The sequence below is a fragment of the Sinomonas sp. ASV486 genome (genome assembly GCF_030908215.1).
In the GTDB taxonomy this organism is placed as follows: domain Bacteria; phylum Actinomycetota; class Actinomycetes; order Actinomycetales; family Micrococcaceae; genus Sinomonas; species Sinomonas puerhi.
Map to the genome: position 1 here is coordinate 262,943 of NZ_JAVFJK010000004.1, position 19,340 is coordinate 282,282.

Here is a 19,340-nt window from a genome sequence, read left to right on the forward strand (position 1 = left end):
CGCTCAGACCAGATGACTCAGACGGGGGTGACGGCCTGGCGGCGCTCGACCGGGACCGCCTTGCGGCGCCCGTACAGATCGAGCCGGCGCGAGAGGTCGTTCCGGAGGTCATTGGCCGGGACGACGGCCTCGACCGCGTTCGCGTTGGCGATCTTGAAGACGTCGATGCCCTCGGCGTACTCGGCGTGCTTCTCCGCGATGAAGGCCCTGCGCTCCTCCGGGTCCTCGATCTCGTGGATCTGGTTGTAGTAGATCCCGTTGACTGCGGCGTCGGGGCCCATGAGGGCAGGGCGCGCCGTGGGGAGCGCGATAACCGCGTCGGGATTCATCGGTGCGCCCGACATAGCCAGGTAGCCGCCGCCGTATGCCTTGCGGACGAGTACGGTGATGCGCGGGACGCGGCACTCTGAGACGGCGAAGATCATCTTCGCCCCGTGCCGGATGATGCCCTGACGCTCCACCGCAGAGCCGATCATGTAGCCGGCGATGTCCACAAGGAAGATGATCGGGATGTTGTAGGCGTTGCAGATCCAGATGAAGCGGGCGGCCTTGTCCGAGGAGTCGGGGAAGATCGATCCGCCCATGTGCTTAGGCTGGTTGCCCACGAGCCCCACGGGGCGGCCGCCGATGCGGGCGAACCCGGTGAGCATCTCGGGGGCGAAGAGCTCCTTGTAGGGGAACCAGGTGCCCTCGTCGACGAGCGACTCGACGAACTCCTCCATGTCGAAGACCTCCGCCTCGCGCAGCGGCACGATCTCCTCGAGGGTGCGGCCCTCGCGCGGCGCGACCGACGGCGCGATGGGCGCGGGCTGCTCCCAGTTAGACGGCAAGAAGGACAGCCAGACTCGGAGGGCCGCGATAGCCTCGGCGTCGTCCTCGACGAGCACATCGCCGAGGCCGGACACGGTGCAGTGCATCTCGGCGCCGCCCATCTCCTCGAGCGTGACCTTCTCGCCCGTGACCATCTCGGCCAGACGCGGGGACCCGAGATAGGCGGTCGCGTGGCCGCGGACCATGATCGTGAGGTCGCAGAGAGCCGGGACGTACGCGGATCCGGCGGGCGAGGGGCCGAAGAGGGCGCAGACCTGAGGGACGCGGCCGGAGATCTGGACCTGGTTGTAGAAGATGTTGCCCCACGCGTGGCGGCCGGCGAAGCTCTCGAACTGCTCGTCGATGCGTGCGCCGGCGGAGTCGAAAAGGTAGATGAGGGGGATACCCGCGGCGACGGCCTTGTCCTGCGCGGCGGTGATCTTCTCGAAGGTGCGGTTGCCCCACGTGCCGGCCTTGACGCTGAAGTCGTTGGCGATGACGCAGACTTCGCGGCCATCGACGCGGCCGAAGGCAATGACGACGGCGTCACCGGGCAGCCCGTCCTCGAAGCGGGCCAGGAGTCCGTCCTCGATGTACTCGTTATCGTCGAATAGGAGCGCGAGCCGTTCGCGTACAAGCAGCTTGCCGGACTCGATGATCTTGCGGCGGTTCTTCTCCGGGCCGCCGAGCCTGGCCTGCTCGGTCTTCTCCGCCAAAAGCTCGTGGACGGTCTTGGCCGGCTCCGCGGCGCCGAGATCCGCTGCCGTAGGAATCGTGGACGTGCTCATGTGGGCCTCCGAGGTGAATCCACTGAAAAGAAATTGACTTCACCAGTATACGAACAAGCGCTCGCTAGTCTAGTCTGGATGTCGAGGGCACGTAGCCTTCCTACAGATTCGAGGAGCGACATGCAGGCATTCGATGACGACCTTGCCGCGGTCCGGATGGCCGCCCCGAAAGGCAGGCCGAACCACAAGTGGGACGCGCTCGTGGAGGGCGACCGCGTTGACAGTCCCGGCATCACGGTCACGGAGGCACATCTGGTCCAGTGGGCGGGGCTCACCGGCGACTGGGTCTCGCTCCACCTCGACGAGCAGTACGCCTCCCAGACCCCCTTCGGCCGCCGGATCGGCCACGGGCCGCTCACGCTCTCGGTGGGGCTCGGCCTGCTCACCCAGACCGGCTACTTCTCCAACGTCGCCGCATGGCTCGGGCTCGACGAGGTCCGCGCCGTACAACCCGTGTTCATCGGGGACACGATCCACGTCGAGGCGACCGTGCGGGTGGCCCGCGAGACCAAGAAACCGGACGTGGGCCTGTGGACCCTCGACTACGTGGTGGTCAAGCAGGACGGCAGCACCGTCATGACGTTCACGAGCAGCTTCCTGGTGGGGCGGTAACCCATGACAACCGTGACCCGGCAACCCAAGGCCGCGACCGACGTCGTCCGCGCCGTGATCTCCGAGCACGCCCCAGCGAACCGTGTCCGGGAGTTCGACGAGGCCGAACGCTTCGACCACGAGCTGTTCCATGCGCTCGCCCACGCCGGACTCCTCTCCGGGGCCCTCGACGACTCGGGCAAGCTCAGCCACGCGCACCAGGCCGCAGTCCTGACCGAGCTCGCAGCGGGCCCGACCTCGATGGCCGTGGCGTTCGTGGTGCAGTACATGGCCGTCCAACTCCTCTCTGCCCACGGCACGCCAGCGCAAAAGGACGCGCACCTTGCGCCCCTGCTCGCTGGCGACGTCCACGCCTCCTTCGCGCTCAGCGAGCCCGACGGCGGCACAGACGTCGCGCGCGCCATGAAGACCACCGCGACGCGCCTGCCCGACGGCTCGTACTCGATCTCCGGACGCAAGCGGTGGATCGGCGGGGCCATGGACTGTGGCTACATGCTGCTGCTCGCGCGGACCACCGAAATCGGGACATCGGCGATAGGGGGCATCACGACCTTCATCGTGCCCCGCTCCACGCCCGGCATCGAGACACGCGAGATCGACACCATGGGCATCCGCAGTCTCGCCCAGACGGACATCTTCCTCGACGACGTCCGCGTCCCGGCGGCCAACGTGCTCGGAGAGCCCGACCGCGGCTTCCGCCAGGTGATCGGCACGCTCAACGGCGAGCGTCTCAACGCCGCGGCCGTGGCCCTCGGCATCGCGCGCGGCGCGTTCGACGTCGCGCTCGACTGGGCCAAGTCCCGCGAGGCCTTCGGTCGACCCATCGGCGCGTTCCAGGCCCTCCAGCACTCCCTCGTGGACGCCCGGCTCAAGATCGAGTCCGCCGTGCTGCTCCTCGAGCGCGCTGTGAGGGCAGCCGAGGCCGGGGACCCTAGCGGCGACGTCGACTCAGCGCTCGCGAAGCTTGCCGCCTCCGAGGCAGCGACCTTCACCACCGACGCCGGGATGCGGCTCATGGGCGGCTGGGGCTACGCGCGCGAACTGCCCATGCAGCGGTACTTCCGCGACGCGCGGCTCTACACGTTCGCACCGCTGACCGACGAGATGATCCGCAACTACTTGGGCGAGAAGATGCTCGGCCTGCCGAGGTCGTACTGATGGCCGCCGCGAAAGCTGCGCCCACCCTCGACCGGTTGTTCGAGTCCGCCGTGATTGGCGGCCTCGACGCCCCGAACAGGATTGTGCTCGCGCCCCTGACCCGCAGCAGGGCCACCCAGGACGGCGTGCCCACGCCGCTCATGGCCGAGTACTACCGCCAGCGGTCCGGCGCAGGGCTTGTGGTGTCGGAGGGGACCGTCGTCTCGCCCCAGGGGGCCTCGTACGCTCGCGTTCCGGGGCTGTACACGGCCAGGCAGGTTGAGGCGTGGAAGCCGGTCGTCGCGGCCGCGAAGGGCCGGGGCGCCCTCGTCTACGCACAGCTGTGGCACGTCGGCCGTCAGGCCCACTCCATGGTGCAGCCCGACGGCCTGCCGCCGTGCGCGCCGTCGGCCATCCCGATCATCGGCGACCTGTACCGCTCCCCCGCCGGACGCATCCCATTCGAGGTGCCGCGCGAGCTCACCGAAGCGGGCATCGCCGAGATCGTGGCGCAGTTCGCTGCGGCCGCGCGGAATGCGCTCGATGCGGGGTTCGACGGCGTCGAGCTCCACGGCGCGAACGGCTACCTCATCGACCAGTTCCTCAACGCGAGCTCGAACGGGCGCACCGACCGGTACGGGGGCACCTTCAGCAATCGGGTCCGGTTCCTCGCCGAGATCCTCGATGCGCTCGCAGAGGGCATGCCGATGGACCGCGTGGGGCTGAGGCTCTCGCCGTCGTCCACGTGGATGGACATGCGGGATCCGGATAAGCGCGGGGTGTACTCGGCCGTCGTGCGGCTGGCTTCGGCGCGGGGTCTCGCCTATCTCCACTTCGTCGAGCCCGGGATCGCTGGTTCGGTCGATGTGGAAGGCGACCGAGCCGCCGTCGTACCTACCAGCGATCTCGCGGCGCACTTCGCCGGTCCAGTGATCGTGACCGGCGGGCACACAGCGGAGTCGGCCGCGGCCCGCATCGAGGCCGGGACCGCGGACCTCGTAGGGTTCGGCCGGCTGTTCATCGCCAACCCGGACCTTCCATACCGCTTTCAGGCCGGCGCCGAGCTTGAGCCGCTCCGGCGTGAGGGGCTCTACGGCGGCGGGGAGGCCGGCTACACCGACTACCCACTCCACCCCGACAACCCGCACGCCGTTCCCAGCCTCGCCTCCTGAAGAAACCACGCTGACCACGAAAGGAAGGCCGCCTTGCGCAGTCTCAACGTCCTCATCACCGGTGCCGGCGGCGGAATGTGCCGCGGCATCAACCGACGCCTCGCCGACGCCGGGCACACGCTCCTGTGCGTGGACATCGACGCCGAGCGTGCCGAAGCCGCCGCCGAGGCAGTGCGGTCAGATGGCGGGAAGGCGTTCGCGTTCGCCGCGGACGTCACGACACCCGACGACGTCAAGCGCCTGCGCCGCGACGCCCTCGAGCAGGTCGGGGCCGTCCAGGCCATCGTCAACGCCGCCGGCGTGCTTGACCGCAAGATGCTTCTGGACCACGATGCCGCCTCATTCGCGAAGGTACTCGACATCAACCTCGTAGGCCCGTTCGCCGTGATCCGCGAGTTCGCGCAAGACATGCTCGACGCCGACTTCGGCCGAATCGTCAACATCTCCTCCATCGCGGGTACCACCGGGTACCCCTACCCGAGCTACGCGGCGTCGAAGGCCGGGCTCTCCAACCTCACCCGGTCGCTGCTTATGGACTTCTGGGGCACCGGGATCACCGTCAACTCCGTGTGCCCGGGGGTGGTCGACACCCAGATGGTCATCCAGGAGGTCCGCGACCAGGTGCCGAACAAGGTTCCCACTGGTCGGGTCGTTGAACCCGAGGAGATCGGGGCGCTCATCGCCTTCGTGCTCACCGACGACGCCCGCAGCATCAACGGCGCCGACCTCGTGATCGACGGCGGCGCGACGCAGATCTTCCGGCTCTTCGACCCGCAGCACGCCTGATGGCTGTCGAGGTCACGGGCACAGCCCAGCGTGAAGCGTGGCTCGCGAAGGCATTCCCGCCAGTTGAGCGGCTCGACGACGGGCTCTGGTCCGTCCCGATCCCATTCCCGGGCAACCCCATGCGCTACACGCTGAGCTACGTGCTCGTCGAGGGCGATGAATGCCTCGTCGTAGACCCCGGCTTCGACAGCGACGAGGGCTGGGGGCATCTCACGGCTGGCCTCGGTGCTGCCGGCATCGGCGCCGGGGAGGTCACCTGCATCATCGCGACGCACTTCCACACCGACCATCTCGGCATGGCATGCCGGCTCTCGCGGGTGTCCGGGGCGCCCATCGGGCTCGGTGAGGCGGAGCGCCGGTATTTGTCGGTCTACGAGGACGCGCGCGAGGAGGTCGAGCTGGACCGCGAGCGCATGCGGCGCTGGGGCGTGCCCGAGTCGCGGGTCGCCGAGGGGGCAATGACCGTCAAGGGCCTCGAGCACCTGCGCGGCTTGGCCGACGCGGACTTCCGCCTTGCGTCCGGGGACGCGGTGCCGTTCGGCGCCGCACTGTCGGGCCACGACCCGATCCGCGTCATCGAGACGCCAGGGCACACGCCCGGGCATCTCTGCCTCGAGCTGGCCAACCGCGCGGTGTTCCTCAGCGGCGATCATCTCCTTCCCCGGATCACGCCGAACGTCTCGCTCGAGATCCGAGGCGACCCCGACCCCGTCGGGAGCTACGTTCGCTCTCTCCAGCGCGTCGAGCTGGCCGACCACTACGAGGTCCTGCCTGCCCACGAATACCGGTTCCGGGGGCCCGGCCTCCGGGCGCGGCAGCTGCGCGTGGCGACCGAGGAGCGCTCGCGGCAGGTCCGCGAGGCTGCGTCCGTGCAACCCGACCCTACCGTCTACTCCGTGGCCCGGGACATCTCATGGTCGCGAGGGTTCGATTCCCTGCATCGGCTCCAGTTCCGACTCGCGCTCAGCGAGACCGCAGCCCACCTCCAGCATCTGGCATTGCTCGGTCTCGTGACCGGCATCGATACGGTGGTTCAGCAGCCCACCGGCGTTGAGCACAGTCGAAACGGCCCCGCCGTGCTGGTCGAGTGCACTTGACCTTCAAAGGCGTCCGGCCGTCGACCTTCAGGCAAGCGCGCCGACGAGCTGATCCAGCGATGTGATGGTGATGTCCGGCGCCGTAAAGTAGCGCGGGTACGGGGAGCCGTCCCTGCTCACCCACGCCGTGCGGAGGCCGGCCCGCGCGGCGCCGTGGATGTCCCACGGGTGGACTGCGACGAGCAGCATCTCCTCCGGGCGCTTCCCGCAGGCCTCGGCGGCATACCGGTATGACGCCGGATGCGGCTTCCACGCGGGCGCATCCTCGACCGAGAGCAGCTTCTCGAACGCGTCCAGGATTCCAGCCGCGGTGAAGAGCTTTTCGGCGACTTTGGCGGAGCCGTTGGTGAGCGTCACCAGAGAATGCCCCGCGTCGCGGAGGGAGCGAACGCCGTCGACCACGTCGGGGTGCAGCGGCAGATCCGCGACCGATGAAGCGAGCCGCTGCGCGGCCTGTCCGGGGTCGGCGACTCCGGCGGCGTCGAGCAACGGCGTGAGGAGCTCGATGCCGACCGCCGCAAAGCCGGCCGAATCACCGGTCGCCGCGAGGGCGAAGCCGTCCCGCAGAAGAGAGGCGAACCACTGTTTGGCGAGATATGCGGGGGCCCCGGCGTCGGCGAACCGCTCCCCCATCGGAGACATGTCGGAGAGGGTCTCGTTGACGTCGAAGACGATGATGCTCGGGGTGTTAGCCATGGAGGCGTCCCTTCGTAGGCGCTCAGGGAATGCCAGTGTGTCAGGTGTCCCGGGGGCTGCGGAACCTCTCGCGTCGTGGTCGGCCTCGTAGGAGCTACGCAGCGCACGACGGCGGGATCCGCAACCACGCGGGCCCCCAGTCCCGCTCCGCTCACCCACCGGTCGCGTGCTGCCCGAACTCCCACCGCCGCACCCACGCGTGCATCGCGATCGCTGCCGCCGACGCCGCATTGATGGACCGGGTCGAACCGAACTGCTCGATCGAGAGCGTCGCCTCTGCCGCCGCATGCACCTCCGGCGTGAGCCCCGGCCCCTCCTGACCGAACACGAGCACGCATCGCCGTGGAAGCTCATAGGTCTCGAGCGGCACCGAGTCGGGGAAGATGTCCACCCCGAGGATCGGCAGGTCTTCGGACCGCGCCCATTCGACGAAGTCCTCGACCGTGGGATGGTGCCGGACGTGCTGGTAGCGGTCGGTGACCATCGCGCCGCGGCGGTTCCATCGCCGTCGTCCGATGATGTGCACCTCCTTGGCGAGGAACGCGTTCGCGGTGCGCACCACGGTGCCGATGTTGAGATCGTGCTGCCAGTTCTCGATCGCCACATGGTACTCGTGCCGCCGCGTGTCCAGCTCCGCGACGATCGCCTCATGCGTCCAGTACCGGTACTTGTCCAGGACGTTGCGGCGGTCTCCGTGCGCGAGCAGCTCGGGGTCCCAGTGCTCGCCCTCGGGCCACATGCCCTTCCACGGTCCGACTCCCACCACGTGTTCCCGCTCGCCATCCCCGCGCACGACGGCGGCGTCCTCCTCGCGCTGTTCAGTCACCGGACAAGCGTAGTCGTGGCGGCCCCTGACACCCATGGAGGTTTGTCAACAATTTTGTTCCCACCTAGGCTCGTCCTCGTCCCATCACTGTCGACATCCGCGAAAGGGCTTCAATGCAGAATCCCAACGTCGTGAGCCGTCTCAACCGACTGCCCATTTCTCGCTTCCACAAGATCACCCTCTTGGCCGTCTCCTTCGCCTACTTCTTCGAGTTCGCGGACACCAACACCTTCGCCACCACGGCTCCGAAGCTCATCAAGCTCTGGGGCGTCACGGTGGACCAGATCGCCTACGTGACCTCCCTGTCCTTCGTCGGCATGTTCCTCGGATCCCTCGCGGCGGGCTGGATCGCCGACCGCTGGGGCCGCAAGAAGGCACTGACGTGGACCACCGTCTGGTTCGCGGTCTTCTCCCTCACGTCAGTCTTCTCCTGGGACGTCGTGTCCCTCGGGTTCTTCCGGGTCCTGACCTCCGCAGGCCTCTCGGCGATGACCGTGGTGGCCGTCATCTATGTGAGCGAACTGTTCCCCGCGGCCGTCCGGGGCAAGTACCAGGCCTACGCCATCGTGATCGGCATCTGCGGCACTCCGGTCACCAATCTCATTGCGAGCGCCGTCGTCCCGCTCTCCGACTGGTCGTGGCGACTGGTCTACCTGTGGGGCGCCATGGGACTGTTCTTCGTCCTGTTCATCCGGCACCTCAAGGAATCACCCCGCTGGTACGAGAGCATGGGCATGCCCGAGCGCGCCGACGAGGTCCTCCGCGAGATCGAAGACATGGTGTCAGCGGAGAAGGGCCCCCTCCCCGCGCCGGAGGCACCGGTGGCGGTCGCGCCCCAGGCGAAGGCCCACGTCAGGATGCTGCTGCAGAAGAAGTACCTTGCGCCGACCCTTCTCCTCTCCCTCCTCTGGGTGACACAGACCATCGGCTTCTTCGGCTACTCGAGCTGGGCTCCGACGCTGCTCTCCAAGCAGGGCTTCAGCGTTGAGAGCTCGATCTTCTACGTGGCCCTCACCACGGTGGGGGCTCCCCTCGGATCCTTCATCGCCGCCCTCGTTTCCGACCGCTTCGAGCGGAAGTGGTCCCTCGCAGTCTTCGGGACAGCCATCGCGATCAGTGGCCTGCTGTACGGCCTCACGTTCAACCCGATCATGATCGTCGCCTTCGGCTTCCTCGTGAACATGTTCGAGCGCGGCTACACCGCCGTGGCCTACGCCTACTCGCCGGAGCTCTTCGATACCAGGGCCCGTTCACTCGGCACCGGCGTCTCATACGGCTTGGGGCGACTCTCCAACGCCGTTGGGCCGCTCATCATCGCCGCGCTCTACAACGGCAGCGGATACCAGAGCGTCTTCATCTTCATCGCGGGAACCTGGCTCGTGGGCGCGCTCGCGGTCGCATTCTTCGGCCCCAAGACACGAGTGAGGGCTGCGGCCGCGGTTGAGGCCGCCAGCAGTCAAGCGGCCGCCGGGAGCAGCGACGCTCCTCGCTGAGGCCTACGCCGCGTACACCGACACTGCCGCCGCCTTCGCCACGAGCACGACGGCGACGTCCGGGCCCAGATCGAGCTCGGCGGCGGCAGCGGGGGTCAGGTCCGCGACGATCACGTGGCTGCCCGCGTCGCAGTGGACCCGCACCTGGGCGCCCCGCGGCTCGAGCTCGCGGACCGCAGCGGCCCACGCGTTCCGAGGCGATCCGTGCGGGGCGCTCTCTGGCCGGAACACGGAGACATCCGCCGGACGGAACACGGCGATCGCCTCCTCGCCCGCGGCAGGGGTGTCGGCACCGTCCGGGACCGTGCCCGACACCTCGCCGAGGCCGTCGACGCGAAGGTGGCCGGGCGGCGTCGTGCGCGCGGTTGGGCCCCAGACGACGGCGCGCCCGCGGAGGAAGTTGAGCCCGGCGAGCCCCGCAGCGAAAGGGCTTCGGGGGCGTTCGAGCAGCTCGGCCGTCGGGCCGGACTCAGCGACCCGGCCGCCCTCGAGCACCACGACCCGATCGGCCAGCAGATGCGCATCGAGCGGCTCATGCGTCACGACGAGCGCAGTCCGGCCCGTGAGGACCCGGCGCAGGAGCCGACGCAGGGCCGGGGCCGCGGCGACGTCGAGCGCGGCGAATGGCTCGTCGAGCAGAAGGACGCGCGGCTCGGCGGCGAGAGCCCGTGCGATCGCGACCCGCTGCGCCTGACCGCCCGAGAGCTGGGCGGGCCGGCGGGAGGCGAGGTCCGCGGCGTCGACCTCGCCGAGCCAGTACTCGGCGGCGGTCCGTGCTGTCGCGCGGGAGGCGCCCGCCGCGCGGGGGGCGAAGGCCACGTTCTCGAGCACGCTCAGGTGCGGGAACAGCAGCGGCTCCTGCGCGAGCAGCGCGACCCCCCGCCGGTGGGGCGGGATCCAGGTGCCGCGGGCGTCGGCGAGGACTCGACCACCCAGCGCCACCCGGCCCGAGTCGGGCCGCAGGAGCCCGGCGCACAGGCCGAAGAGCGTCGACTTCCCGGCGCCGTTGGGCCCCATCACCGCCACCGTCTCGCCCTCCGCCACGCCGACCGCGAGGTGCACACCGCGGGCGGCCAGGCCGGCGTCGACCGTCAGGAAGCTCACCGCAGTCCCCCCGCCCGTCGGCCGTAGGCGAGGCCGACGACGGCGGCCGCGACCGCGACGAGCACCAAAGCCAGTGCCACGGCGGCGTCCGGGTCGGTCTCGCGCTGCAGGTACACCTCGAGGGGAAGCGTCCGCGTGACGCCCTGGAGGCTGCCCGCGAACGTCAGCGTCGCGCCGAACTCGCCGAGGCTGCGCGCGAACGCGAGGACGAGTCCGGACGCGAGGCCCGGGAGCACGAGCGGCAGGGTGACGCGGCGAAACGTATGGGTGGGGGTCGCTCCGAGCGTCGCGGCGACGGCCTCGTACCGCCCGCCCGCCGTGCGCAGCGCGCCCTCGAGTGAGACGACGAGGAACGGCAGCGACACGAAGGCCTGCGCCATCACCACCGCCGTGGTGGTGAAGGCAATCTGGACGCCGGCCACGTCCAACCAGCGGCCTACGAGGCCCAGGCGCCCGAACGTGTAGAGGAGCGCGAGGCCGCCGACCACGGGCGGCAGGACGAGCGGCAGGAGTACAAGCGCTCGCAGCCAACGCAGCCCCGGCACGTTGCCTCGCGCGAGGGCCATGGCCATCGGCACGCCTAAGACAAGGACGACGACGGCGCTCGCCACCGCGGTTTCGAGGCTCAGCCGGAGGGCGGCGAGTGAGGATCCCGAGGTGACCAGCGAAGCGAAGTGGGCCCAGTCCACACGGGCCAGGATTCCGACGAGCGGCACAACGACGAAGAGCGCGCCCACCGCCGCAGGCACCCAGATCCACCCCGGGAGACCCGTGAACCCACGGGACCTGACCCCAGATCGCTGAAAGGTGACACCGCGTCGCTGAAAGGTGACCCCGCGTCCTAATCCGGACCCGGGGTCACGTCCCGACGATGCGGGGTCACGTCCCAACGATCCGGGGTCACGTCCCTGCGTACCGGGGTCAGGGGGCGCCGAATCCGGCATCCGCGAGCACCTTCCGTCCCTCGGGGCTGGAAACATAGGCAACGAAGGCGCGGGCGGTGTCCTTGTCCTTCGAGTCGCGCAGCACGGCGATCGGATAGTGGTTCACGGCCGCCGAGGCCTCGGGGAACGGCACCGAGTCGACCTTCCCGGAGGCACCCTTGACGTCCGTGACGTACACGAGGCCAGCGTCGGCCTCGCCGGAGATGACCTTGCCGAGCACGTCCGTCACATTGGACTCCTCGGACACCGGCTTCAAGGTCACACCGGCCCCGTTGCCTGCCGCCCGTGCGGCCGCCTGCGCCGCTGACCCGCACGGCACCTGGGCCGCGCACTCCACGAGCTTCACGCCGGGCTTCGCGAGGTCCTCAAGACCCGTGACCCCGGACGGGTTGCCCGGCCGGACAGCGATCGTGAGCACATTGGTCGCGAAGTCATTGGCCGCGCCGTCGGCGAGCCTGGGTCCGGTGACCTTGTCCATGTTCTTGGTGTCCGCCGAAGCGAACACGTCGGCCGGGGCCCCCTGGGCGATCTGCGCAGCAAGGTCCGAGGACCCCGCGAAGCTGAATGCCACGGTCGTCCCGGGGTGCGCGGCCTCGAACTGCTTGCCCAGGAGCGTGAACGTCTGCTTGAGGGATGCGGCGGCGAACACGGTGATGGTGTGCCGTCCCGTGCTGACGGCGGACGACGACGCGGCCGCACCACCCGCCGTCGTGCTTCCGCACGCAGTGAGCAGCCCCGCAGAGAGCAAGGCGAGCAGGCCCGCGAGCGCGCCGAGGCGCGCCCTCACGGGGCCCGTTCTCACGGGGCGCGCCGTCACAGCGCACGCCCTGAAGCCGTCTCGACGATCACGGTCGTTGCCTTGACGACGGCGGTCGCGACGGACCCAGGCTCAAGTCCGAGCTCGCGCACGGCCTCGGAGCTCATGAGGGACACGATGCGGTGCGGCCCGCACTGCATCTCGACCTGCGCCATGACCTTGTCCACGGTCACCTCGGTCACGAGCCCGGTGAACTGGTTCCGCGCCGATCGGGCCACCCCCGAGGAATCCGGCGTCGCCGCCGCGATGCCGCGGGCGTGCGCGGCGAGCTCCGCGCCGTCAACGGCAGCGCGACCAGAGTCGTCCTTGTGGGCAGTGAGGGTGCCAGCGTCGACCCAACGGCGGACCGTGTCGTCGGAGACGCCGGTGAGGCGGGCTGCGTCGGAGATGCGGATGAGGCCCATCGTCTGAGTCTAGTTCCGCGATTGCGGTTCGATCCAGCAAAATACTCCGCAGATGCGGAAACATAGCCCAGACTTAAGGCGGGATGGAAGACTGAGGGTGCGTCCGCCGTCGTGCGCGTCCCCTCACCTCCCGATCAGGAGCCGTCCATGAGTGAAACGATCGTCACGTACCGCAGCGGCGAGGACATCGAGTGCTGGCTGACCGATATGGACGGCGTGCTCGTCCATGAGAACCACGCGATCCCGGGCGCCGCGGAGCTCATCCAGCGCTGGGTCGACACGTCGCGCCGCTTCCTCGTCCTGACGAACAACTCGATCTACACCCCGCGCGACCTCGCCGCGCGCCTCCAGACCTCGGGCCTGTCCATTCCGGAGGAGAACATCTGGACGTCGGCGCTGGCCACCGCGGTATTCCTCAAGGACCAGATGCCGGGCGCGCGTATCTACGTGATCGGCGAGGCGGGACTCACGACGGCGCTCCACGAGGCCGGGATGATCCTCACCGACCAGGACCCGGACTACGTGGTGCTCGGCGAGACGCGCACGTACTCGTTCAACGCGATCACCACGGCGATCCGCCTCATCCTCGACGGGGCCCGCTTCATCGCGACCAACCCGGACGCGACCGGCCCCTCGCGGGACGGCGTCCTGCCTGCTACGGGTGCGATAGCAGCTCTCATCACGAAGGCCACCGGCCGCGAGCCGTACACGGTGGGCAAGCCGAATCCCATGATGTTCCGCTCCGCAATGAACCAGATCGACGCGCATTCCGAGACGACCGCGATGATCGGCGACCGCATGGACACTGACATCATCGCGGGCATGGAGGCCGGGCTGCACACCGTCCTCGTGCTCTCGGGCATCACGCGGGAGGAAGACATTTCCGCGTTCCCGTTCCGGCCCAACCAGGTACTCGGCTCGGTCGCGGAGCTGTTGACGCAGCTGTGAGTCTGGTGGATCACGGAGGCGTGTCGCCAACGAGACTCCGGTCCGGGAAATATCGATCCTTCAACCTTTGCTGAAGCAGACAGAGACTGATCCAGCGATAGCAGAGGAGATCGACATGGCACAGTTCACCGGCAAGGTAGCTCTCGTGACGGGTGGGGGCTCGGGCCTCGGCGAGGCAATCGGCAAGGAACTCGCGGCGAAGGGCGCGAGCGTTGTCCTGACCGACATCAACCTCGAGGCCGCCCAGCGCGTCGCCCAAGAGATCGCCGACGCGGGCGGCGTCGCCTCCGCGTTCAAGGCCGACACCTCCAAGAAGGAGGACTCCGAGAAGTCGGTCCAGTTTGCCGTCGAGACGTACGGCAAGCTGAACTACGCCGTCAACAATGCGGGGATCGGCGGCAACGCCGCCCCCGCGGGCGAGACGGACCTCGACGACTGGGACCGGGTCATCGGCATCAACCTCAACGGCGTGCTCTACGGGATGCGCTACCAGATCCCCGAGATGCTCAAGGCCGGCGCCGAAGGCAGCTCGATCGTGAACATGGCCTCGATCCACGGCACCGTCGCGGCCATCGGCAGCGGCGCCTACACGGCCGCGAAGCACGGGGTCGTGGGCATCACGAAGAACGCCGCCGCCGAGTACGGGCCGCAGGGACTGCGCATCAATTCGGTAGGCCCCGGCTACATCCATACCCCGCTCCTGGACAACAGCCTCTCCCCTGAGGTCGTGGAGGCCCTCAAGGGCAAGCATGTCCTCGGACGCCTCGGCAGGCCTGAGGAGGTCGCTCATCTCGTGACGTTCCTGCTCTCCGACGAGGCGTCCTTCATCACGGGCGGCTACTACCTCGTGGACGGCGGGTACACGACCGTGTGACGCTGGGACGGGAATGCGGCGAACGACGGCGGCCGGTCACCTGTGGGTGGCCGGCCGCCGTCCTGCGCGGGTCAGCTCACGCCTCCCTACCCCGCGGATCCGGCGAGGAACGCCCAACCAGCAGGTACTCGGCTCGGTCGCGGAACTGCTCAAACAGCTGTAGGCGCGCTGGGATAGTGTGAAGTCCATGCCTCACCCGGATCTCACCTTCGAACCACTCGGTGAGCCCGAGACAACCCTCACAGGCAAGGTCATGAAGCAGGTCCGGGCCGCCATCATGTCCGGCGAGATGAAGCCGGGCGAGCTGTACTCGGTCTACCAGCTCGCGGAGCTGTTCAACGTCTCCCGCTCGCCGGTCCGGGACGCCATGCTGCGGCTCGAAGAGGCTGGCCTCGTGCGCTTCGAGCGGAACAGGGGTTTCAGGGTGGTCCAGCCCCGTCCCGAAGACGTGGCCGAAATCTTCGCGATTCGCCTCGCGCTCGAGGTTCCCGCGGCGCGGGCCGCCGCCCTGCGAAGCGATACGGAGATCGCTGCGGCGCTGAAGGACGCGATGGCCCGGATGGAAGAGGCCGCCGCGGCGGGCGACGACGAGACGTTCTTCCACCATGACCAGCGCCTCCACGACGTCATCCTCGCCGCCTCGGGCAATACCCGGATCCGCTCGATCATCGCCCAGCTTCGCGTGACGACCCGCATCCTCGGGGCGTCGACGGCCGGCGTGAACCGCTCCCTCCAGGCCATCGTTCAGGAGCACGCACCCGTCGTCGAGGCCATCAAGGAGGGCGACGGCGCCCGTGCGGCCGCCGAGATGCGGGCCCACCTCAACCACACCGGCCGCCTCCTGGTGGACCAGACCATTGACAGGCTGGGCCTAGCCCTCGACGGGGATGCCCTGTGGGACGCTCTGACCGCCAGCTTCTGAGCTGAGCGCCCCACGAAGGACCTCTGCCAGGTGCTGGGCCCGGACGCCCGTTCCTTGCTGGACCTGCGTCCGGCACGAGAAGCCGTCGGCGAGAACCAGCGTGGACTCTCCCTTGGCCCGGACCTTCGGGAACAGCTCCCGTTCGCCGAGCCCTTGGGAGACCTCGAAATGGCCCGGCTCGAATCCGAAGTTCCCTGCGAGTCCGCAGCAGCCCGATCCGATGACATCGGTGTCGATCCCGAGCTTCCGGAGCACGGCCAGGTCCGGGTCATAGGTGCCCTGGGCCTCCTGATGGCAGTGCACCTGCGAAATTGCGGGCGCGTCGACGACGCCGAAGGGCCACGCGCCGTCGTGCTCTGCGACGAGCTCGGCGAGGGTGACCACTTGGCCCGCAAGCTGGGCCGCCCGTGGATCGTCCGGGAGGAGCTCTGTGATCTCGTGGGTGAGCATCACGGTGCATGAGGGCTCGAGTCCCACGATCGGCAGATTCTGCGAGAGTGCCTCCTCGAGCGCGTCGAGGGACTGGCTCATGACCTTCTTGGCCATGTCGAGCTGGCCTGTCGAGTGCCAGGTCAGGCCGCAGCACACCTGTCCCTGAGGCAGGACGACCCGGTAGCCGAGCGCCTCGAGGACCTCCACGGCAGCCTGGCCGACGTCCGGCGCGTTGAAGTTCGTCAACGTGTCAGGCCACAGCATGACGGTGGAACGCACGACGGCGGGCCGCTCGCCTTCTGCCTCAATGGCGGCGGCGCGCTTGGCGAACCACTTCCGCAGCGTGACGGGCGCGAAGTGGATCATGCGCCGCTTGGGCTCGATGCCCGCGAGGCGCTTGACGAGCTCCTCGGCGGGGCGGAAGCCCAGGATCCAGTTGGCCAGCCGCGCCGAGCCGGGGATCGCCTCGAGCACCCTCGACGTGAGCGGCAGCCAGCCCATCGCATAGTGCGCCATCGGCCGGAGCCTGCCGTTGTAATGGTGGTAAAGGAACTCGGCCTTGTACGTGGCCATGTCGACGTTGACGGGGCACTCGGAGGAGCAGGCTTTGCAGGACAGGCACAGGTCCAAGGCCTCGAGCGTCTCCTTGGACTGCCAGCCGTCGGTCACGGACTCGCCGCGGAGCATCTCGGCCAGGATCCGCGCACGCCCGCGGGTCGAGTGCACCTCATCCCGGGTGGCCTGGTAGGAGGGGCACATGGAACCGACGTCGGATCGGCACAGGCCGACGCCGACGCACCGGTTCGTGGCGCTGACGAAGGACCCGCCGTCACGGCTGAACGCGTGCACCGGTGTGAGGTCGAAATGGCGGATGCCCGGACCCGGACGGATGCCCTGATCGATGGGTTCGGCATCGACCAGGATCCCCGGGTTGAAGAAGTTGTCGGGGTCGAAGGCGGCCTTGAACTCGGCGAAGGCCCCCAACGCCTCAGTGGAGTAGATCACCGGGAGGAGCTCGGAGCGGGCGCGGCCGTCGCCGTGCTCGCCGGATAGAGACCCGCCGTGCCGGGCGACGAGCGCGGCGGCCTCCTCGATGAAGGAACGGTAGCCTGCGACGCCGTCCTCGGTGCCGAGGCCGAAGTCGATGCGGACGTGGACGCATCCCTCGCCGAAGTGGCCGAACGGGATCCCCTGGAGTCCGTGCCTCCCGAGCAGCGCGTAGAGATCGCGGAGGTAGTCCGCGAGGTGCTCGGGAGGCACGGCGGAGTCCTCCCAACCAGGCCAGGCCTCGCCCCCATCGGGGAGCCGCGTGACAATGCCCGCGCTGGCCTCGCGGATGGTCCACAGCGCACGGGCCTCGTCGTGCCCGGTGACCACCACAGAGTCCACGATGCGTCCCTCGCGCATCAGGGCGTCGACGAGGGACCTGGCCGCCTCGCCCGCCTCGTCAGCGGTCCCGGCGCCGAGCTCGACGTAGAGCCAGCCACCACCCTCGGGCAGCTCGGATCCGGCGGTCTCCCGTCCGGGCCGAGAACGCAAGGCAGCCAGGAGGTCGGCCCCCATCCCCTCGACCGTGTAGACGCCGGGCCGGCGCAGGAGTGGCGCGGCGGCAGCGGCGTCGAACACGTCCGCGAATCCGAGCACCGCGAGCGCTGTCGCCTGCGGCCGCTCGACGAGGCGGACGGTCAGCTCCGTGATGACCCCGCACGTCCCCTCGGTCCCCGCGAAGACCTTGGCCATGTCGAAGCCGTTCTCGGGGAGCAGATAGTGCAGCCCATACCCGGAAACCTGCCGCGGGAACTGCCCGAGCTCGTTCCGGAGCACCATGAGGTGGGCGTCGCGGATCTGCCTCAGGCGGTCCTCGAGCACAGGGTCGCTGCAGGAGTCGGCGCCGATTTCGACCTCGCGGCCATCAGCGAGCATGACCTTGAGGGAGACCAGATTCTCGGCCGCTGAGCCCCACGCGACCGAATGCGAACCGCAGGCATTGTTGGCCACCATCCCGCCCACCGTGCAGCGGGAGTGCGTCGACGGGTCGGGGCCGTAGGTCAGCCCGAAGGGTGCCGCTGCGTCGCGGAGGGCGTCGCAGACCACGCCGGGACGGATGCGTGCGGTCCGGGCCTGAGGGTCGATCTGGAGGATCTCGTTGAAGTAGCGGCTCGTGTCGATCACGAGGCCGTCGCCGATCGCGTTCCCTGCCACCGAGGTGCCCCCGCCACGGCACGTGACAGGCCACCCCCGCTCTGCGGCAGTCCTGAGGGCCTCCCGAATGTCCTCGACGGTGTGGGGCTCGACCACGGCGGCCGGCACGCGTCGGTAGATCGACGCGTCGGAGACGTAGGCGGCGCGTGTGGTGAGGTCCGTGCGGAGGGCGACGCTGGTCATCTTCTTCTCCTGGTGGACACAGTGACAGTAACATGCTACACGTGAGATACTACAAGAGCTCTTATCTGCCCGCTCCACCGGCCCCGCCCACCTTCCGCGGGAGCGGAAGCAGCTGCGGCAGGAGCCGCCCGAGGAGGTTGTTGTACACGATGCCGCTCCACTCCGGGCTCGCGTGGGCGGGGAACGCGCCGATGGTCTGCAGGTCCGAGCTGACCAGGTTCTCGGGGAAATACCGTGCCCACCGGGCGCGGGCGGAGGAGTAGTTGACCGTCTGGTCGCCGGGATTGCCGATGAACGCCATCTCCGCCCGGTCGAGCGTGCCGACGAAGCGGGTCACGTCCCAGTCGTAGATGTACTGGGACTCCGCCTGGATCAGCACGCTCGACGGCGCGAGCGGCGAGAGCTGTTCGAGGGTCTGGTCCAGAATCTGCGTCCAGGTGCGCTCGTTCTTGTGGATCACGCGCTCCCCGAACTCGTAGCCGCCGCGGACGAGCGAGGGGATGCGGATCCCTAGGTCGTACAGGAACACCACGGAGTCGAACCAGCTCTGGTCGAGGACGTCGTACTTCGAGGCGGGCGTCGAGTCCAGCACGATCACCTCGACGAGCGGCCCGTTCTCGGCCAGCAGCCGCGATGCCACCTCAACGGCCACCATCCCGCCGAACGAGTGCCCATAGAAATACAGGGTCCGCAGGCGCCTCTGACGCACGTAGACGCGCAGTGCATCGAGGATCTCGTCAATGTCGAGCCCGAGGTTCGAATAGCCGATCGCCGCGAGCTGTCCGCGCTCGGACAGCGAGTCATGCAGGGCGGCGAGGATGATCCGCCCCTCCTCCCAGCTCGTCTTGTAGCCGGGGAACAGGACCCACGAGGCGTCGGGGAAGCGCCGCCTCGCGGCGTCGTCGGCCATCTCGAGGACCACCGTCTGGCGGCGACGGCTCTGCACCTCGCGGGTCACGAACATGTCCGTTGCCAGGAGCGCGGACCCCACCGCGCCACCGAGGAAGGCGCGGCGCGAGAACGCCTTGAGCCGCCGTGCGGCGCGCAGCATGGCCGGGTCCATGGCCGGTTCTCCCACAGTGCCGCCCGGGCT

The 19,340-nt window shown here is 68.9% G+C and carries 18 protein-coding genes; 9 read left to right on the forward strand and 9 right to left on the reverse strand.

Going from position 1 to position 19,340, the window contains the following annotated elements:
* Positions 1-17 precede the first annotated feature (17 nt).
* Complete coding sequence (locus tag RBS60_RS07825; protein ID WP_307956983.1) at positions 18-1,598, reverse strand: acyl-CoA carboxylase subunit beta; 1,581 nt, start codon at positions 1,596-1,598, stop codon at positions 18-20.
* A 120-nt stretch (positions 1,599-1,718) separates the two neighbouring features.
* Here RBS60_RS07825 and RBS60_RS07830 point away from each other — a divergent pair, with 120 nt between their 5' ends.
* The 5 genes from RBS60_RS07830 to RBS60_RS07850 are packed head-to-tail and all read left to right on the forward strand — an operon-like array spanning position 1,719 to position 6,402.
* Complete coding sequence (locus tag RBS60_RS07830) at positions 1,719-2,210, forward strand: MaoC/PaaZ C-terminal domain-containing protein (protein ID WP_307956984.1); 492 nt, start codon at positions 1,719-1,721, stop codon at positions 2,208-2,210.
* A gap of 3 nt (positions 2,211-2,213) precedes the next feature.
* Positions 2,214-3,368: an acyl-CoA dehydrogenase family protein gene (locus tag RBS60_RS07835; RefSeq protein ID WP_307956985.1), complete on the forward strand. Its 1,155-nt coding sequence runs from the start codon at positions 2,214-2,216 to the stop codon at positions 3,366-3,368.
* On the forward strand, positions 3,368-4,519 hold the full coding sequence (locus tag RBS60_RS07840; RefSeq protein WP_307956986.1) for an alkene reductase: 1,152 nt from the start codon (positions 3,368-3,370) through the stop codon (positions 4,517-4,519). Before RBS60_RS07835 ends, RBS60_RS07840 begins: the two co-directional genes overlap by 1 nt.
* Positions 4,520-4,552: 33 nt before the next feature.
* Complete coding sequence (locus tag RBS60_RS07845; protein WP_307956987.1) at positions 4,553-5,305, forward strand: SDR family oxidoreductase; 753 nt, start codon at positions 4,553-4,555, stop codon at positions 5,303-5,305.
* Positions 5,305-6,402 (forward strand): MBL fold metallo-hydrolase, encoded by a 1,098-nt coding sequence (locus RBS60_RS07850; RefSeq protein ID WP_307956988.1) that lies wholly within the window; start codon positions 5,305-5,307, stop codon positions 6,400-6,402. The genes RBS60_RS07845 and RBS60_RS07850 overlap by 1 nt, the downstream gene beginning before the upstream one ends.
* A 27-nt stretch (positions 6,403-6,429) precedes the next feature.
* Here RBS60_RS07850 and RBS60_RS07855 read toward each other — a convergent pair whose 3' ends face one another.
* Both RBS60_RS07855 and RBS60_RS07860 read right to left on the reverse strand, forming a co-directional pair.
* The gene (locus RBS60_RS07855; RefSeq protein WP_307956989.1) at positions 6,430-7,098 is read right to left on the reverse strand and encodes a haloacid dehalogenase type II; all 669 of its coding nucleotides are present in this window, start codon (positions 7,096-7,098) and stop codon (positions 6,430-6,432) included.
* A 151-nt stretch (positions 7,099-7,249) separates the two neighbouring features.
* Positions 7,250-7,837, reverse strand: a complete 588-nt coding sequence (locus RBS60_RS07860) for a TrmH family RNA methyltransferase (RefSeq protein WP_307957093.1) — start codon at positions 7,835-7,837, stop codon at positions 7,250-7,252.
* Positions 7,838-8,037: 200 nt separating this feature from the next.
* Here RBS60_RS07860 and RBS60_RS07865 point away from each other — a divergent pair, with 200 nt between their 5' ends.
* Complete coding sequence (locus RBS60_RS07865; protein ID WP_307956990.1) at positions 8,038-9,417, forward strand: MFS transporter; 1,380 nt, start codon at positions 8,038-8,040, stop codon at positions 9,415-9,417.
* A 3-nt stretch (positions 9,418-9,420) separates the two neighbouring features.
* On the opposite strand, the gene RBS60_RS07870 is transcribed toward RBS60_RS07865, so the two are convergent.
* From RBS60_RS07870 to RBS60_RS07885, 4 genes are all read right to left on the reverse strand, one after another.
* A complete protein-coding gene (locus tag RBS60_RS07870; RefSeq protein WP_307956991.1) occupies positions 9,421-10,521 on the reverse strand; it encodes an ABC transporter ATP-binding protein in 1,101 nt (366 codons plus the stop codon).
* Positions 10,518-11,270, reverse strand: a complete 753-nt coding sequence (locus RBS60_RS07875; protein ID WP_374049248.1) for an ABC transporter permease — start codon at positions 11,268-11,270, stop codon at positions 10,518-10,520. Before RBS60_RS07875 ends, RBS60_RS07870 begins: the two co-directional genes overlap by 4 nt.
* A 172-nt stretch (positions 11,271-11,442) precedes the next feature.
* Positions 11,443-12,252, reverse strand: a complete 810-nt coding sequence (gene modA / locus RBS60_RS07880) for a molybdate ABC transporter substrate-binding protein (RefSeq protein WP_307956992.1) — start codon at positions 12,250-12,252, stop codon at positions 11,443-11,445.
* Positions 12,253-12,278: 26 nt separating this feature from the next.
* Positions 12,279-12,686, reverse strand: a complete 408-nt coding sequence (locus tag RBS60_RS07885; protein ID WP_307956993.1) for a TOBE domain-containing protein — start codon at positions 12,684-12,686, stop codon at positions 12,279-12,281.
* Positions 12,687-12,833: 147 nt separating this feature from the next.
* Here RBS60_RS07885 and RBS60_RS07890 point away from each other — a divergent pair, with 147 nt between their 5' ends.
* The 3 genes from RBS60_RS07890 to RBS60_RS07900 all read left to right on the forward strand — a co-directional run bounded on the left by RBS60_RS07890 (position 12,834) and on the right by RBS60_RS07900 (position 15,430).
* Positions 12,834-13,634, forward strand: a complete 801-nt coding sequence (locus tag RBS60_RS07890; RefSeq protein WP_307956994.1) for an HAD-IIA family hydrolase — start codon at positions 12,834-12,836, stop codon at positions 13,632-13,634.
* Between the two features lie 115 nt (positions 13,635-13,749).
* The gene (locus RBS60_RS07895) at positions 13,750-14,508 is read left to right on the forward strand and encodes a glucose 1-dehydrogenase (RefSeq protein ID WP_307956995.1); all 759 of its coding nucleotides are present in this window, start codon (positions 13,750-13,752) and stop codon (positions 14,506-14,508) included.
* Positions 14,509-14,695: 187 nt separating this feature from the next.
* Positions 14,696-15,430: a GntR family transcriptional regulator gene (locus RBS60_RS07900; protein ID WP_307956996.1), complete on the forward strand. Its 735-nt coding sequence runs from the start codon at positions 14,696-14,698 to the stop codon at positions 15,428-15,430.
* Here RBS60_RS07900 and RBS60_RS07905 read toward each other — a convergent pair.
* Together RBS60_RS07905 and RBS60_RS07910 are read right to left on the reverse strand one after the other, a co-directional pair.
* The gene (locus RBS60_RS07905; RefSeq protein ID WP_307956997.1) at positions 15,380-18,247 is read right to left on the reverse strand and encodes an FAD-binding and (Fe-S)-binding domain-containing protein; all 2,868 of its coding nucleotides are present in this window, start codon (positions 18,245-18,247) and stop codon (positions 15,380-15,382) included. The two genes, RBS60_RS07900 and RBS60_RS07905, sit on opposite strands and share 51 nt — an antisense overlap.
* 61 nt (positions 18,248-18,308) lie before the next feature.
* Positions 18,309-19,310, reverse strand: a complete 1,002-nt coding sequence (locus tag RBS60_RS07910) for a thioesterase domain-containing protein (RefSeq protein WP_307956998.1) — start codon at positions 19,308-19,310, stop codon at positions 18,309-18,311.
* Between the last annotated feature and the right edge of the window lie 30 nt (positions 19,311-19,340).